The sequence below is a fragment of the Nostoc favosum CHAB5714 genome (assembly GCF_020829495.1).
In the GTDB taxonomy this organism is placed as follows: Bacteria; Cyanobacteriota; Cyanobacteriia; order Cyanobacteriales; family Nostocaceae; genus Nostoc; species Nostoc favosum.
Genome location: NZ_JAIVFQ010000049.1, coordinates 1 through 15,999, shown reverse-complemented (window position 1 = coordinate 15,999; position 15,999 = coordinate 1). Strand labels below are relative to the sequence as shown.

Genomic DNA, 15,999 nt, shown 5'->3' with positions numbered 1-15,999 from the left:
TGTACAGGAGTTAGGAGTTAAGAGCTAGGAGTATTTCATTAACTTTTAACTCTTAACTCTTCACTCCTCACTTTAATTACGCTGCTGCTTTGAAGGTCTTTTTGTATTCGGTAAGTGCTTCCTTCAAGGCAGCTTCTTCTGCATCACCTAGTGCTTTGGAGGCTCTTACTCCTTCGGCATACTGGGTTTTACCAGTCTTTAAGTACTCCCGCAGACCTTGAGTAAAGGTTGTGACTTTATCTACAGGAACGTCATCTAAGTAACCATTGATACCAGCATACAAAATTGCTACTTGCTCGTATACTGAAAGTGGCGAATTTTGTGGCTGCTTGAGAAGTTCGCGTAACCGTTGACCCCGTGCCAACTGGTCTTGAGTGGCTTTATCCAAGTCAGAAGCAAATTGAGCGAAGGCTTGCAGGTCGTCAAATTGGGCTAGTTCCAATTTAATCTTACCGGCAACTTTTTTCATTGCCTTGGTTTGAGCCGCAGAACCCACGCGGGATACAGAAATACCTGGGTTTACAGCCGGACGGATACCAGCGTTGAACAAGTCAGAAGATAGGAATATCTGACCATCGGTAATGGAAATTACGTTGGTGGGGATGTATGCTGAAACGTCACCAGCTTGGGTTTCGATGATTGGTAGGGCGGTCATACTGCCTTTACCTAATTCATCACTCAGCTTGGCGGCTCTTTCTAGCAAGCGGGAGTGAATGTAGAATACATCTCCAGGGTAAGCTTCGCGTCCGGGTGGACGACGCAGCAGTAGTGACATTTGGCGATAAGCTTGGGCTTGCTTGGAGAGATCATCATAAATTACCAGGGTAGCTTTGCCTTTGTACATAAAGTACTCAGCAATAGTTGCGCCTGTGTAAGGAGCTAGGTATTGTAGTGTTGCTGGTTCACTGGCACTAGCTGCGACAACGATGGTGTAATCCATCGCGCCTTTTTCTTGCAATGTCTGCACCACGTTAGCAACGGTGGAAGCCTTTTGACCGATCGCAACGTAAACACAAATTACATCTTCTTCTTTTTGGTTGATGATTGTGTCGATTGCGATCGCAGTTTTACCGGTTTGGCGATCGCCAATAATCAATTCCCGTTGACCACGACCGATGGGAATCATTGAGTCAATAGCTGTGATACCCGTTTGCATGGGTTCGTGTACTGACCGACGAGCAATGATACCGGGTGCTGGAGATTCAATCAAACGGCTGTCTGAAGTCTTGATGTCTCCCTTACCATCAATGGGACGACCCAATGCGTCTACAACTCGTCCAATTAAGGCTTCTCCTACGGGTACTTGGGCAATTCTACCAGTAGCAGTTACAGAACTACCTTCTTGAATTTCCAGCCCTTCACCCATTAGCACCGCGCCCACATTGTCTTCTTCTAAGTTTTGGGCGATGCCAATTGTACCATCTTCAAATTCCAAAAGTTCCCCAGACATAGCCTTTTCCAGACCATAAATCCGGGCAATACCGTCACCTACTTGTAGGACAGTACCAACGTTAGCAACTTTGACCTCTTGATCGTATTGCTCGATTTGTTGTTGGATAATGCTGCTAATTTCGTCAGGTCTAATTGATATGCTCATGTGTCTATCTTGTTTGCTTTGGAGACGGAAAAATTAGTTCAGTTAGGAGTTAAGAGTTAGGAGTGATGAGTTAAAAATGCAAAAATTACAAGTTAAAAGTCAAAATAAATTACTATTTACTTAACTCCTAACAGACGCGATTAATCGCGTCTCTCCACCTCCTGTACAGACGCGATTAATCGCGTCTCTCTAACTCCTAACTTTCTAGCTATTAGTTAAGCGCAATGAAAGGCGACGCAACTGACCCCGGATACTGGCATCAATTACTTGCGAACCTACTTTAATGATCACACCACCAATTAACTCACTGTCTACCTTGGTTTCTAGTTCTACCTGGCGAGCATTACTGATGGCAATGACCTTTTGGATGATTGCCTGCTGTTGAGCTTCTGTGAGGGGAACGGCTGAAATTACTTCCGCTAATACGGTTTGATTCAGCTGCCGCAACAGCGCCAGATATTGTTGAAAAATCGATTCCAAGAATGCAATGCGGCGTTTGTCTACTAATATCAACAAAAAGTTACGTAAGTAGGGGTTAGAGCCTTCACCGAGTATTTGTTTGATGAGAGCTTTTTTGTTCTCAGCCTGAATAAACGGGTTGCTGAAGAAATTGTGTAGCTGTTTGTCTCCTCTAAGCAGTCCCAGGAAAGTACGCGCATCTTCCCCGAACTCTTCTGTCAAATTTTTCGATTGCGCTATTGACAAAAGTGCCTGTGCGTAAGGTTGGGCTACTTCGGCTGCCGCTACCTGACTTGTCATACATTGCCTCCCAGTTGTGCGATGCTGCGGTCAATTAAACTTTGTTGAGCATCGTCGGCAATCCCGCCTTTGAGTTGCGATTCGACTTTTTGCAATGCTAGTGTAGCAACTCGTTGCCGTAGTTGAGCGATCGCTCGCTCTGTTTCGGTGTTTAAATCTGCTGCTGCTGTTTGTTTCAAGCGTTCTACGTCTTGCACTGCCTTCGCCAACAAGGCTTCTTTCGCCTTTTGGGCATTTTCTTGGGCAGATTGGCGGATGCGTTCTGCCTCTGCCTGAGATTGCTTCAACTGCTCTTGCGCTTGGGAAAGCGCAGTTGAAGCCTCTTTTAAGCGCCCTTCTGCTTCCTGAATTGCGGTGGCAATATTGGATTGTCGCTCGTTCAGGATATTGCTTAAAACTTTACGTCCGAAGTAGAATAATATGCCAACCAGAATCGTTAGATTGATCAGATTGGTTTCAAAAATGTCTAGGTTTAGACCGAAACCACCTTCTCCTGCGCCTTCTGCCAATTCAGAGTGAACAGCGTTCGCTTCTGCGGCAAGTAATAAGAATGTCCCCATGATACCCATTTACAAGTGCGCTGCTCGCTTGCTAATACGTTGTATTTTTCCCAAGGGAAGGAAATTTAAGTATCTTTTCCCCGTAAGGAAATTAAGTATCTTTCCCCCGAAGGGAAAAAGTGCCTTTATTTGACACTTAAATTTTGCGCTCTGGACTAGGGCCCAGTTGCGCGTATGCTTTCACAGAACCAGTCTAGTTAGCTTATCTAACTGGAGTTGGCCCCAATAGTTTTTCTAGAATCTGCCTGCTTAGAGCATCAACTTGTTGCTCTAAGGTGCGAAAAGCTTCTTGCTTTTGTTGTTCTATTTCAACAGAAGCTTGTTCTCGTTGAGACTGAGCTTCCTTTTGGGCTTCAGCAATTTTTTCGGCAGTAATTTTCTTAGCTTCAAGTTGAGCTGCTTCTACGGTAGCTTGCGATTGTCTGCGAGCGTCTGCGAGTTGTTGCTCATATTCGGTAGCCAAGCGCTCGGCTTTAGCCAAGCTCTCCCGCGCCTCAAGGGTATTCGTTCGGATATAATTATCGCGATCGTCTAGTACCTTGGTCAGTGGCTTATAAAAAATTGCATTCAACAAAGCTGCTAATAGCAGGAATTGCAATGCCATGAAGGGCAAGGTAGCATCGAAATCAAACATTTCTCTCCTCTTTGGCTGGAGTAGCAGTTTTCATGGCTAGCAACGTCATCCAACCTTTCATATTTTAGAGACCCATAGCCAACAAGGGTCAAGTAATTTTGGATTTTAGATTGGCAATTTGGGATTTTAGAGCAGGCATCGCTCAGAGGCATGTACCGAAAACTCTTGATAATCCAAGTTGCGCTGGAAGCGCACCAAAGGTGCGACCCAAAATCTAAAATTGATAATCAATTACATCAGAACGACTAAATTCCCCAAATATTTTGTTTGATTGTAGAGGCGTGATGATTCACGTCTCCACACTCACAAAAATTTTCAGATATTAGCCGAAAGGATTAGCAAACAGCAATACCAGGGCAATTACTAGACCATAAATAGTCAAGGATTCCATGAATGCCAAGGTTAATAGCAGAGTACCGCGAATTTTACCTTCTGCTTCAGGTTGACGAGCAATACCTTCTACTGCTTGTCCAGCAGCATTTCCTTGACCAATACCAGGGCCAATTGCAGCTAAACCAATCGCTAAAGCAGCAGCGAGAACTGAAGCAGCCTGAACTAATGGATCCATGTTGATTTTCCTTGCTTTGATTACAAAACTAACAGACATTACGTTAACAATTAGAAACGTGGTTTTCACGCTGCACATGAGTTCTTTGATCGCGCTTTGCGATGTTTTGAGCGAATATGCTCTTGGAACTGTGCTATCAACTGAGAAGTTTAATGCTCCTCATGTTCATCTCCGCCATGCCCCTCCATTGCCTCATGAATGTATGCTCCGGCTAAGGTGGCAAAAACCAGGGCTTGAATGGCACTGGTAAATAAACCCAAGGCCATCACAGGCAGAGGTACAAATAGAGGAACTAGCAGCACCAGCACCGCTACTACCAATTCATCCGCCAAAATATTACCAAATAGCCGGAAGCTTAGGGAGAGGGGCTTGGTGAAATCTTCTAGGATTGCGATCGGCAATAAAACAGGTGTTGGCTCTATATATTTCTTAAAGTAGCCTAAACCCCGTTTGCTAAAACCTGCGTAAAAGTACGCTAAGGAGGTCAGCAATGCCAATGCAACAGTCGTATTGATGTCATTGGTGGGAGCTGCCAATTCGCCCGAAGGTAGCCTGATGAGCTTCCAGGGAATTAGTGCGCCTGACCAGTTCGATACGAAAATAAACAAGAACAGTGTGCCAATAAATGGCACCCAAGGGCGGTACTCTTTCTCACCAAGTTGGTTTTTTGCCAAATCACGAATAAATTCTAAGGCATATTCCATCAAATTCTGGATGCCCTTGGGAATTCTTTGTGCGTTGCGAGTAGCAGCTATTGAAGCCACTACTAGAATACTAATCACAAACCATGAGGTGAGAAAAACTTGCCCATGAATTTTAAGATTGCCCAACTGCCAATAGAAATGATGTCCTACTTCTAATGCGGCGAGGGGAAAAGAATTAAAGGCGTTTAAGACACTAAGCATTTGCATTCTTCAAGCATTTTCCCCAACGAGCGAGGATGGGATTACTATCTTTGTGAGCCTAACTTTTTAAGAATCAGGAATGAACGCAATTTGCACCATATAGACGAGGAGCGTGGCTTTGTAAGTTAGAAATCCCAAAAAAATGGGCAGAATCTGTAGCTCACGCCATTGAGTTGCCACGATCATTACTCCAATAAAGAGAGCAAAACGAGTTTTGCTCAGACTGGTTTTCTGACTACCGAGCTGCTCAACGTCTCTAGCCAACATTTTTAAGTAAACCACACCTGTACACGCCCCAATTAAATAATTTAGGGCAATGTTTAAGGAATAAAAAATCCACACAGAGATAAAAATAACCCCCGTCAAGACAAGCGTGATTACCAACAATCGCTGGAAGAGTTCATGGAACTCTTGCATGGAGTTACCTGATTCTGTGTCTCCAGAACCAGTTTTAGCATCTTGTTGCGTTGTCGGAGTGGGCGCAATTGATTCGTCTGACAAGCTCACGGGACTTGAAACCAGTACAGTTAAATATGATGACTGCACATTCAGTCAGCTGAATCATATCACGATCCGGTAACAATACTTTAGGAAAAAACAATTAACTTCTTGTCAACATCAGGCAGTCAGTAAAATCGCGCTCACAGAAGCGAGAGAGCGGCTGATCATGTGAGGGAGTGTGTAGGCGAATAATCAATAAATACTGCCTAAAAATTCAAAATTTCTTCCAATTCCAGTTTTTTTGAGTGAATAATTATCCTCCAAAGTTTGAAGTAAGTTGGTGTCAATAGAATCAACTGGTGCTTGAGGAGCGTATGAACGTACCGCAAATCAGAAATCGTAAAGTAGCGGCAAGTCATTAAAGATCGCACCACTGCTGAATTCCAGAAAGCTCCAACTTTTGGGATGTACAATACCCTAGTTTCTTAGGCACTTTCTTAATTTACATTAATTTGCTAAAAGTGGTGATGGGCGATCGCTCATCACTACGAGTATAAATTGACGAATATTAACCCAGTATCGAAATCCAGTGTAATTAAGCAGGTGTCAATAAAATTAGCTGCTGCTGAAGAAGCGTTCTTACCCCATCTAATCCCAGTTGCCCACCTGCCAAAATCTCCGCAACTGTTGAATTTGCATCACACTTTTGCATAAACTCAAACTCTGGTACAGATAAATTAACAATCTGGTAATCGTAATTAAAGAAACATTGACTGGGAAATCCTTCAATACAAGGATTAAGTTCGGGAATCGCTGCCAATAGGGCGTTATCGTCTGACCAATCAGCTTTGATAAGGGGAGGACGACCGAGGAAAAACTCGTAATGAGTTACTTCTGGATCTAGTAATTCTATCAGGCGGTAAAGCTGGCGATCGCTCAATTCTTTTGCCCGTTCTACTAACTCTGGTGCTTTGCCTAAAAGTCTCTCCAAATCCCAGAAACTCGGATTCGAGAAACCAATAAACTCCAATCCCGAAGCATCTATTAATTCAAACAGCGTCTCTATGTTGTAGTCAATTTCCTGGGGATGAACGTACATATCCGCAAAGTTTTCATCCTTGTGGTTTTCTAATGACCAACGTTGTTTATCGTATTTGACAATTCGGTTATTTTCTGGTAGAGAAGCGAATATTTGTCGTCCGACATGGACGCCATCGCGGTAGTCGCCTTTTTTGTCACCTTGGAGAAGTGCGATCGCTTTTTGCATGAGTTGAATTTCCCAGCGTCCCAACTCCCCATAGACAAAAATGTGCATTAAGCCGCCTGGGGCTAACTTCTTGGTCAAAGCTTGAATACCACGAATTGGATCGGAGGTATGATGCAAAACACCAACACAGTTAATTAAATCAAACTCACCCGGTAACTGTTCCACATCAAACAAGCTGAGGTGATGAAATTCAACGCGGGTAGCCCCTGAACGCTGACAACGCTCTTTTGCTACAGCTAAAGCGCCAGTACTGAGGTCAATTCCCACAACAGAAGCTTGAGGATTGAGGTGAACCAAGTACTCTGTACTCACACCAGTACCGCAACCTGCATCTAAAATCCGAATATCTTGCCTTTGGGGTTTTTGACCGGTGCAGAAGTTATGAGCAGCTAGCCAATTCCAGCGCCAGTTGTAACCTGGAGGTGGTTCATCCAACAAAGCTTCTGGCGGAAAGGGGTAGGTATTGTAGAGTTTGGCAACAGCAGCACTAACAGTTTGGGAATCGGACATGATGAGGAATAACGCAGCATTTCTGAGTTTAGCGGATAGTGGATGATTAGAGCCTATTTATAAAGTAAATATTAAGTAAAGTATGTTACGGCTGAGTAATTTGAGGGTTTGAGAAAGTCTAATTTAGCCGTAACGCACCATATTTCCAGGTGCCTCTGGCGCTGCTTTAACGCACCCGGCAATTTAAGGTTTACCTTATAAATGGTCTCTTAGGGCAAAGATTACTATTGTTTATTTCCTGCTATTTATCCAACAGCAAAGTCAGTAAATTGGCGTTTATAAGGAGCGTGAAATCCTAATACAATATCTTCTTTAGGTACACCAGCAGCAATTAATTCATTAGCGATGCCAATTTCTGTACCATCTCTTTGTATCCAAATTTTTTTGTCTTTGATATCAACATGAATGATGACTCCATAAATTCTCCGTTGTTCTTTCCAGCCAATATTTAAAACTTGATAATGATGGCGTTCTGCGTCAAACAACAATTGAACCTCTGTGCCATTAGCCACGTCATTAGCGGAATGGTTACTTAAAATATCCTGAATGATTTGAGAGTAATTTATTCCTTCCATAAAACAATTTCCTGGCTTAAGGAATTAAATATTAAAAGTTTAATTTGATATTCTTTTAAAGAATCTTGAATAAATTGACGTGAAAAAAAGTCTTGGTATGTATCTTGGCTAATAGATAGATATAAAATGCGTTCTGGTTCTTCTTTTTTTAATGCTAGCCGATAATTCAGGGTTTGACCTAAAGCGAGATGAAATTCCGTTACTCCAGATGCACCTACAAAGGATTTAATTTCTACAGCTATTTTTTGACCTTGTTTTTGTGCTGCTAATACTCTTTCTGCTCCTAAATCCACAAAAAATTCAATATCATCAACTTTTAGATGCAGTGGATCATGGGTAATCATCCAACCATCTTTTTCTAAAGCAGTGCGGACAGATTGATGAAATATATCTTTAGATGGCATAATAAAATTAATATTTAATAACAATATAAATATTTTGGCTCATAAATTAATGTTGATTAATTCAGGGGTCTATCTTACTCTAATTAAAGTTTACCTAAATCAAATTATTGATCAATATGTCTGGCATTTATTTATACAATGTTATTGTTTCTAGTCTAACTCAACCAGGGTTTAAATATACCCCTAATGATTTACAACCAATCAGAATTCCATTTACGCTGTGAGTGGGGCCCACAAGGAGTTGCTCAACTTGCTCCTATCAGTGATGTAATTGTAATAGTTGACATTCTATCTTTTTCTACCTGCGTAGAAATTGCCACCAACAACGGCGCGATAATTTTTCCCTACGCAATGAGAGATGAATCTGTCATAGATTATGCCAAGTCAGTACAAGCAGAGTTAGCAAGTCATAGACAACGTTGGACTACAACTGGATATTCTCTCTCGCCAAAATCGGTGACTCAGATTCCTACTGGAACTAGACTAGTTTTACCTTCACCTAATGGTTCTTTTCTGACTTTACATACAGGGAATACACCAACTTTGGCTGGTTGCTTGCGAAATTGCCAAGCTGTAGCACAGTTTGCTCAAAAGTATGGTTATAAAATCGCTGTGATTCCTGCTGGTGAAAGGTGGAAAAAAGATGGTAGCCTCCGCCCTGCATTTGAAGATTTAATTGGTGCTGGGGCAATTCTCAGTTATTTAGATGGCAGTCTATCACCAGAAGCCGAAGTGGCTGTGACAACATTTCAAGCTTTCCAGCAGGATTTACTGGGGTACTTGAAAAAATGCAGTTCGGGTAAAGAGTTGATTGAAAAAGGTTTTGAGTCAGATGTTGAACTGTCCGCCGCTTACAACGTTAGTAATTGCGTGCCTTTGTTTACTGATAATGCTTATGTAGATTCCAGGCTACAGGCTTAAGAGACTTCCAAATAAAAAATATCCCAAAACTGACACAAAAATCCTCTCTATTTCTTCTCTCTGTGTTCTCTGCGTCTCTGTGGTTAGTTTATTTCTTGAAAATCCTTAATTAAACGTCGCACTGATTGGTTTGGCAATATTTGGCATTATCTATAAACTCTTGCAACTTATTCAAGGGAATTATCTGCAATGATGACCCACCCTGTACCTCAGCAGCGATGTAAGCAAACTTTTGTCCGCGATAATACTGATCACGTCCAACTTTGGTGATAGATCGGGATTTCTGGAAGTCATTAGCAATATTAGAATTATAAATATTTTGTAACAGTTTCACTGCATTGGCATTTTTTGTGGTGAATTTGAGGCGATCGCTACCACTAACGGTTATACCTTCTTTAGTCACTATCCCATTTTGAGAAGTGACATCCGCATAAAAGTATAAATTTCCCTTTGTACCGTCGTAGCCGTGGGCTTCGCTGTTGTATCTCAGAGTTGGTAGTTGAGGTCTGGTCTTTGCCCACCTCACAACGGTACTGATATTTTGCTCTGGAAGCGCATTTGCAGGAGTGACAGCCAAAATAACTGCGATCGCGGACAGGGTAGCATTAAATAAATAGTTAAATTTAGAACTTTTATGCATCGTATTTTCCGGTTTAAGAATGCTAATAGCAAATGCTTAAACCACCACAAAATAAGAATTATTTCCAGGTTACGTTATTTATTAATATTCATTTGCCAGTAGCAAAAACAACTTAACATCGACTAATGACTACTGTCCACCGACATTGCTGTAAGCAATTTGCTTTCAACTAAAATTTTGTATAAGTTGTAATAATCGTAGGGTGGACACTGCCACAAACATCAAAATAGAGGTTTTCGGCATCAGTAGACCATGCCTACCCTATTACATAGTTACAAAACTTAGATTTTGTCTCAGCCAAACAAGAGTATGTACTCTTAAGACTGGATGTATCTAAGCTACAGGTTCTACACAGTTCTTAATAAACCAGCTTTGAGAACGCAAAACGTTCTAATCTAAAAGCTAACCGGGTTAATTTACTGGCAGTTTTGCAGGCAGTACTCTCAAGCTTATAAAGCACAGACACACCGATGTGTCAAGCCTCAAAGCGACCCAGACTTAACACATAAATGATTATGATGGGAGTTTTAGAAATCCGATGAGTGTTAAGGCAAGTGGTGGAAGCTCAGTTGCGCGTCCGCAACTATATCAAACCCTAGCTGTAGCGACAATTACCCAAGCCGAGCAGCAAGACCGCTTTTTGGGAAGTGGTGAATTAGATGAACTGGCAAGCTATTTTGCGTCTGGTGCAAAGCGTCTAGAAATTTCCCAGACGCTGACGGATAATGCCGAGATTATTGTATCTCGCGCTGCCAACCGGATTTTTGTCGGTGGTTCGCCAATGGCTTTTTTAGAAAAGCCCAGAGAAATAGAAATAGTACCTGTTAGTGCTGGTGCGAATGTTCAGCAAGGGATGCAACTGGGAACTGTAACCTACGTTGAAAGTCGTGGTGGGTTCCTAGAAAATTTACGATCAATATTTAACTCATCCCCCAGTGGCCCGACACCTCCGGGTTTCAGACCAATTAACATTGCTCGATATGGGCCAAGTAACATGGCCAAGAGCTTGCGGGATTTATCCTGGTTCTTGCGCTACGCTACCTATGCGATCGTTGCTGGCGACCCCAACATCATAGCGGTGAACACACGGGGTTTGCGGGAAATAATTGAAAATGCCTGCTCTGGTGAAGCAACGCTAGTAGCTTTGCAAGAAATCAAAGCCGGGTCACTTTCCTTTTTCCGCAAGGATGCTGAGGCTACAGAGATTGTGTCTCAGTACATGGATGTTTTGCTAACAGAATTCAAAGCAGCCACACCTTCAAATAAAGTCCGCCAACGCCCTTCTAGCGACCAGCAAGGGTTGGAACTGCCGCAAATTTACTTTAATGCCTCAGAACGGCGTCCCAAGTTTGTAATGAAAACTGGGTTGTCAAGTAGCGAAAAAAATGAGGTCGTGAAAGCGACCTATCGGCAAATCTTTGAGCGCGATATTACCCGTGCTTATAGCTTGTCTATATCTGACCTAGAATCTAAGGTGAAAAATGGCGACATCTCCGTAAAGGAATTTGTCCGTCGTCTAGCTAAATCTCCCCTTTACCAAAAACAGTTTTACCAGCCTTTTATTAACAGCCGAGTCATCGAACTGGCTTTCCGTCACATTTTGGGACGGGGGCCAAGTAGCCGTGAAGAAGTACAAAAATACTTTTCGATTATTTCTAACGGTGGTCTGCCAGCCTTAGTAGATGCCTTAGTAGATTCTGCTGAATACGGCGACTATTTTGGCGAAGAGACAGTACCCTACCTCCGGGGTCTTGGTCAAGAAGCACAAGAATGTCGCAACTGGGGGCCGCAGCAAGACCTGTTCAACTACAGTGCGCCTTTCCGCAAGATACCTCAGTTTATTACCACATTTGCTGCTTACGAACAACCACTACCAGACCAACATCCTTACGGTTCTGGTAATGACCCCTTGGAAATTCAATTTGGGGCGATTTTCCCGAAAGAAACTCGCAACCCCAGCACCCGTCCGGCTCCTTTTGGCAAGGATACCAAGCGCATCCTGATTCACCAAGGGGCAGGGATTAATAACCAAAATAGCAATCCTAACGCGCGGGGTGAAGCTCCTGGTACTCTTGGCCCCAAGGTGTTCAAGTTAGATCAACTGCCTGGTACTATTGGTAGAAAAGCAGCCAAAGGTTCTAGCGTCAGATTCTCTGAAAGCTCCACGCAAGCACTGATTAAAGCTGCTTACCTGCAAGTTTTCGGTCGTGATCTTTACGAAGGTCAGCGCCCAAAGGTATTGGAAATCAAGCTGGAAAACGGCGACATCTCTGTACGGGAGTTTATCCGTGCTTTGGCTAAGTCAGATGTATTCCGCAATCTGTACTGGTCATCGCTCTATGTTTGTAAAGCGATCGAGTATATTCACCGTCGCTTGTTGGGTCGTCCTACTTATGGTCGTCAAGAAATCAACAAGTACTTTGACATTGCTGCTAAACAGGGCTTTTACGCGGTGGTTGATGCCATTATTAACAGCGTAGAATACAGCGAAGCATTTGGTGAAGATACAATTCCTTACGAACGGTATCTAACTCCAGGTGGTGTATCAGGGCGACAATTGCGCGTTGGTAGTATTCGTGAAGATGTTGCGGCGAAAGTTCAGAAGGAAGTAACGCCGAGCTTTGTGACACTGGGTACAGTCACAGAAAATCGGTCAGAACCAGATATTCAGTTCCGCATTAACCAAGGCGTCAGCAAGCAACGCGAACAAACCAAAATCTTCAAGTTAGTGGCGAATACCAGTGACAAAGTTGCTGTAAAAACTTTGATCAGCGCTGCGTATCGTCAGATTTTTGAACGGGATATTGCACCCTATATCGCCAAAAACGAATTTACAAAATGGGAAAGCAAGCTGGGTAACGGCGAAATTAGTGTGAAGGAATTTATTGAAGGTTTGGGTTACTCGAACCTCTACCTGAAAGAGTTCTACACACCTTACCCCAACACCAAAGTGATTGAGTTGGGAACCAAACACTTCTTGGGACGTGCGCCACTAGACCAAGCAGAAATCCGCAAGTATAACCAGATTTTGGCTACTCAAGGTATTCGTGCCTTTATTGCTGCTTTAGTAAATAGTGTGGAATATAACGAGGTATTTGGTGAGGATACGGTGCCTTACCGTCGCTTCCCGACCCTACCTGCGGCAAACTTCCCGAATACAGAGAAGCTGTATAACCAGCTTACCAAGCAAAACGATGAGGTAGTTGTACCGAGCTTCAAGCCAGTGCAAGCCCGCGTTGGAGCTAGCGATACGCCGCTTTTGACACAGGCGATCGCAGATATAGCAACGCAAACAAATGGTCAGCTCTCATTTGCTGAACTGGGTCGTTCCTACAACGATGGGAACGGACAATCTGTGGAAGTGAGTGTGCGTAAACATGCACGTATTTACCGTCTAACTGAAACCACAAACCAAGCCGAAAGACAACAGGCAATTAACGCCATTTACTGTCAAGTGTTGGATGTATTTAGCGGTGAAGTGCCTGATAATTTCCGCCGTACTGACCTAGAGGGCAAACTCCAGAATGGTGAAATTTCCGTGCGGGAGTTTGTGCGTCAACTAGCTAGTTCCGAAATCTATCGCCAACGCTTCTTATCACCTTATCCTCATGCCAAGGTGATTGAGTTCCTCTTCCGTCACTTGTTGGGGCGTACACCCGCAGATCAGGAAGAAATTCGCCAGTATAACAATCTGCTAGCTGATAGTGGTTTGTCGGCTGCTGTAGAAGCAATAATCGATAGCCCAGAATATAGCCGCTACTTCGGTGAAGATGTTGTACCTTATAACCGCTTCTCAATAGGGAATAGGGAATAGGGAACAGGGAATAGGGAATAGGGAACAGATTATTTCCTGTCCCCTGCCCCCTGCTCCCTTCCCCCAATCCCCAATCCCCAGTCCCCAGCGATGCACTGAGCAAGTCGTTGTGTCCCCAGTCCCCAGCGATGCACTGAGCAAGTCGTTGTGTCCCCAGTCCCCAGCGATGCACTGAGCAAGTCGTTGTGTCCCCTGCCCCCTGCCCCCTTCGTAACCTTTCGTAATATTGCTCTCAGATTACAGCTAAAACCCGAAATTCTGAAAAACAATATTACAAAGTGTTAAGAGCAGTAATGAATGCTCAACAGAATGCCGGAAAATGTTTTGCGGAAGGTAACTGAGTTTCAAGGCTTGTTTACTTGTGTTGACTCAAGAAAACTCGTAATTCATTAGCCGTAACAGTTATTAAACTGTTGTATCTAAAAGAACGAGAAAAGAAACTCAGTGAACCGAATTTAAAGTCGCACTAGTTTAATCAAATCCTGGTTTCATTCGTATTTGGAGGAATCCATTAATGAGTATCGTCACGAAAGCTATCGTGAATGCTGACGCAGAAGCTCGCTACCTCAGCCCTGGTGAATTGGATCGGATCAAATCCTTTGTTGCTAGTGGTGAGCGCCGTGTGCGGATTGCTCAAGTTTTGACAGAAAATCGTGAACGCCTGGTTAAACAAGCTGGCGATCAACTGTTCCAAAAGCGTCCTGATGTTGTGTCTCCTGGTGGTAACGCTTACGGTCAAGAATTGACTGCGACTTGTCTGCGTGACCTAGATTATTACCTCCGCCTCGTTACCTACGGTATCGTTGCTGGTGATGTTACCCCCATCGAAGAAATTGGTGTTATCGGTGCCCGTGAACTGTACAAGTCCTTGGGAACTCCTATCGATGGTGTTGCTGAAGGTATCCGTGGACTGAAGAATGTAGCTAGTACATTGCTGTCTGGTGATGATGCTGCTGAAGCTGGTACTTACTTCGACTACTTAGTTGGTGCCCTGCTATAGGGTGATGCTGTTTCTCTGGCGAAACACAAGTATTGCAATACGGTTGGAAATAAGGAATTAACAACATGGCTCAAGACGCAATTACCGCTGTAATTAACTCCGCAGACGTTCAAGGTAAATACCTAGACTCTTCTGCTTTACAGAAGCTAAAAGGCTATTTCTCTACTGGCGAACTGCGAGTACGTGCTGCTAGCACCATCAGCGCTAACGCTGCTGCGATCGTTAAAGAAGCTGTAGCAAAATCTTTGCTATACTCTGACATCACCCGTCCCGGTGGCAACATGTATACCACCCGCCGCTATGCTGCTTGCATCCGTGATTTGGACTACTACCTCCGTTATGCCACCTATGCTATGTTAGCTGGCGATCCTTCCATTTTGGATGAGCGTGTATTAAATGGCTTGAAGGAAACCTACAACTCTTTAGGAGTTCCTGTTGGTGCTACCGTGCAAGCTATCCAAGCAATCAAGGAAGTAACCGCTAGCTTGGTTGGTTCTGATGCTGGTAAGGAAATGGGTGTTTACTTAGACTATATCTCTTCTGGCTTAAGCTAAGAACTAGTTTGCGCTTAAGAATTTAGGTGCGACTTTATTAAGGTCTGGAAATCAGCCGTGAGTGCTAGAACGTTATATTGCTTATCTTGGTAAATTATCACTGATGAGTGTTGGTGGTCTAGTATTGATGTTTGATTTCCAGCCTTTGAATGATTAAAAGATTTGCACTCAAGATTTTGAGATAAAAAAAGTTTTCACAAAATTTACAGGAGATTTTCAAAACATGGCCCGTTTGTTTAAAATTACTGCTCTAGTTCCCAGCCAAACCAGAATTCGTACTCAACGCGAACTCCAAAATACTTACTTCACTAAGCTAGTTCCTTATGAAAACTGGTTCCGTGAACAGCAACGCATTCAAAAAGCAGGTGGCACAATCATCAAGGTAGAACTAGCAACTGGTAAGCAAGGCGCTAATACTGGCTTGATTTAATTGCTGTAGATAAAACATTATTTTAGAGAATTTGTAAGAGGTCAGTAAAGACCTCTTTTTTGTGGCTAGGATTTTTGAAAATCAAAAGTTAAACATGCTCAACAAGCAAATGCGTACGCTCAACAAGCAAATGCGTACGCTCAACAAGCAAATGCGTACGCTCAACAAGCAAATGCGTACGCTCAACAAGCAAATGCGTACGCTCAACAAGTAAATGCGTACGCTCAACAAGCAAATGCGTACGCTCAACAAGCAAATGCGTACGCTCAACAAGTAAATGCGTACGCTCAACAACGTGAGTTCGACGGATAGAAAACGGCAAAAAGCTTGCTAGATATGAAACATGAGAAACTAGACAGGTGTTGCGATCGCTAAAATTGATTGAGAATGAGCAAAAAAGGCACAAAAAAACGCCGAGAC

Annotated in this window: 17 protein-coding genes; 5 read left to right on the top strand and 12 right to left on the bottom strand. The window is 43.2% G+C overall.

The features are described from left to right. Window positions 1-76: 76 nt before the first annotated feature. The 10 genes from atpA to LC586_RS24930 form a co-directional block, all read right to left on the bottom strand. Window positions 77-1,597: a F0F1 ATP synthase subunit alpha gene (gene atpA, locus LC586_RS24975; RefSeq protein WP_190911836.1), complete on the bottom strand. Its 1,521-nt coding sequence runs from the start codon at window positions 1,595-1,597 to the stop codon at window positions 77-79. A gap of 204 nt (window positions 1,598-1,801) precedes the next feature. Then, window positions 1,802-2,356, bottom strand: coding sequence for an ATP synthase F1 subunit delta (atpH, locus tag LC586_RS24970; protein ID WP_229487431.1), 555 nt, complete (start codon window positions 2,354-2,356; stop codon window positions 1,802-1,804). After that, complete coding sequence (locus LC586_RS24965; protein WP_229487429.1) at window positions 2,353-2,925, bottom strand: F0F1 ATP synthase subunit B; 573 nt, start codon at window positions 2,923-2,925, stop codon at window positions 2,353-2,355. Before LC586_RS24965 ends, atpH begins: the two co-directional genes overlap by 4 nt. 193 nt (window positions 2,926-3,118) lie before the next feature. Further along, complete coding sequence (locus LC586_RS24960; protein ID WP_185585924.1) at window positions 3,119-3,550, bottom strand: F0F1 ATP synthase subunit B'; 432 nt, start codon at window positions 3,548-3,550, stop codon at window positions 3,119-3,121. A gap of 322 nt (window positions 3,551-3,872) precedes the next feature. Continuing rightward, window positions 3,873-4,118, bottom strand: a complete 246-nt coding sequence (atpE, locus tag LC586_RS24955) for an ATP synthase F0 subunit C (RefSeq protein WP_012411162.1) — start codon at window positions 4,116-4,118, stop codon at window positions 3,873-3,875. Between the two features lie 149 nt (window positions 4,119-4,267). Continuing rightward, window positions 4,268-5,029 carry a F0F1 ATP synthase subunit A gene (gene atpB, locus LC586_RS24950; RefSeq protein WP_181984851.1) on the bottom strand — a complete coding sequence of 254 codons (762 nt, stop codon included), beginning with the start codon at window positions 5,027-5,029 and terminating at the stop codon, window positions 4,268-4,270. Window positions 5,030-5,089: 60 nt separating this feature from the next. Continuing rightward, window positions 5,090-5,530, bottom strand: coding sequence for an ATP synthase subunit I (locus tag LC586_RS24945; protein ID WP_229487608.1), 441 nt, complete (start codon window positions 5,528-5,530; stop codon window positions 5,090-5,092). 529 nt (window positions 5,531-6,059) lie between these two features. Continuing rightward, window positions 6,060-7,241, bottom strand: a complete 1,182-nt coding sequence (locus tag LC586_RS24940) for a class I SAM-dependent methyltransferase (RefSeq protein WP_229487427.1) — start codon at window positions 7,239-7,241, stop codon at window positions 6,060-6,062. A gap of 245 nt (window positions 7,242-7,486) precedes the next feature. Continuing rightward, window positions 7,487-7,816: a XisI protein gene (locus tag LC586_RS24935; RefSeq protein ID WP_229487425.1), complete on the bottom strand. Its 330-nt coding sequence runs from the start codon at window positions 7,814-7,816 to the stop codon at window positions 7,487-7,489. Next, entirely contained in the window at window positions 7,804-8,220 is a 417-nt protein-coding gene (locus LC586_RS24930) for a XisH family protein (RefSeq protein ID WP_229487416.1), read from the bottom strand. Before LC586_RS24930 ends, LC586_RS24935 begins: the two co-directional genes overlap by 13 nt. A gap of 186 nt (window positions 8,221-8,406) precedes the next feature. Between LC586_RS24930 and LC586_RS24925 the strand changes: the two genes are divergently transcribed. Next, the gene (locus LC586_RS24925; RefSeq protein ID WP_229487401.1) at window positions 8,407-9,141 is read left to right on the top strand and encodes a 2-phosphosulfolactate phosphatase; all 735 of its coding nucleotides are present in this window, start codon (window positions 8,407-8,409) and stop codon (window positions 9,139-9,141) included. A gap of 109 nt (window positions 9,142-9,250) precedes the next feature. On the opposite strand, the gene LC586_RS24920 is transcribed toward LC586_RS24925, so the two are convergent. Next, the gene (locus LC586_RS24920; protein WP_229487400.1) at window positions 9,251-9,781 is read right to left on the bottom strand and encodes a hypothetical protein; all 531 of its coding nucleotides are present in this window, start codon (window positions 9,779-9,781) and stop codon (window positions 9,251-9,253) included. 538 nt (window positions 9,782-10,319) lie between these two features. On the opposite strand from LC586_RS24920, the gene LC586_RS24915 reads away from it, so the two are divergent. The 4 genes from LC586_RS24915 (at window position 10,320) to LC586_RS24900 (ending at window position 15,579) form a co-directional block, all read left to right on the top strand. Continuing rightward, window positions 10,320-13,595 carry a phycobilisome rod-core linker polypeptide gene (locus LC586_RS24915; RefSeq protein WP_229487398.1) on the top strand — a complete coding sequence of 1,092 codons (3,276 nt, stop codon included), beginning with the start codon at window positions 10,320-10,322 and terminating at the stop codon, window positions 13,593-13,595. A gap of 514 nt (window positions 13,596-14,109) precedes the next feature. Then, complete coding sequence (gene apcA, locus LC586_RS24910) at window positions 14,110-14,595, top strand: allophycocyanin subunit alpha (protein WP_229487389.1); 486 nt, start codon at window positions 14,110-14,112, stop codon at window positions 14,593-14,595. 65 nt (window positions 14,596-14,660) lie between these two features. Then, window positions 14,661-15,149, top strand: a complete 489-nt coding sequence (gene apcB / locus LC586_RS24905; protein ID WP_229487373.1) for an allophycocyanin subunit beta — start codon at window positions 14,661-14,663, stop codon at window positions 15,147-15,149. 223 nt (window positions 15,150-15,372) lie between these two features. Then, window positions 15,373-15,579, top strand: coding sequence for a phycobilisome linker polypeptide (locus LC586_RS24900; protein ID WP_229487371.1), 207 nt, complete (start codon window positions 15,373-15,375; stop codon window positions 15,577-15,579). An 88-nt stretch (window positions 15,580-15,667) separates the two neighbouring features. On the opposite strand, the gene LC586_RS24895 is transcribed toward LC586_RS24900, so the two are convergent. Then, window positions 15,668-15,999, bottom strand: a 332-nt coding sequence (locus LC586_RS24895; protein ID WP_229487369.1) for a hypothetical protein, incomplete at its 5' end; no start/stop codon positions are given.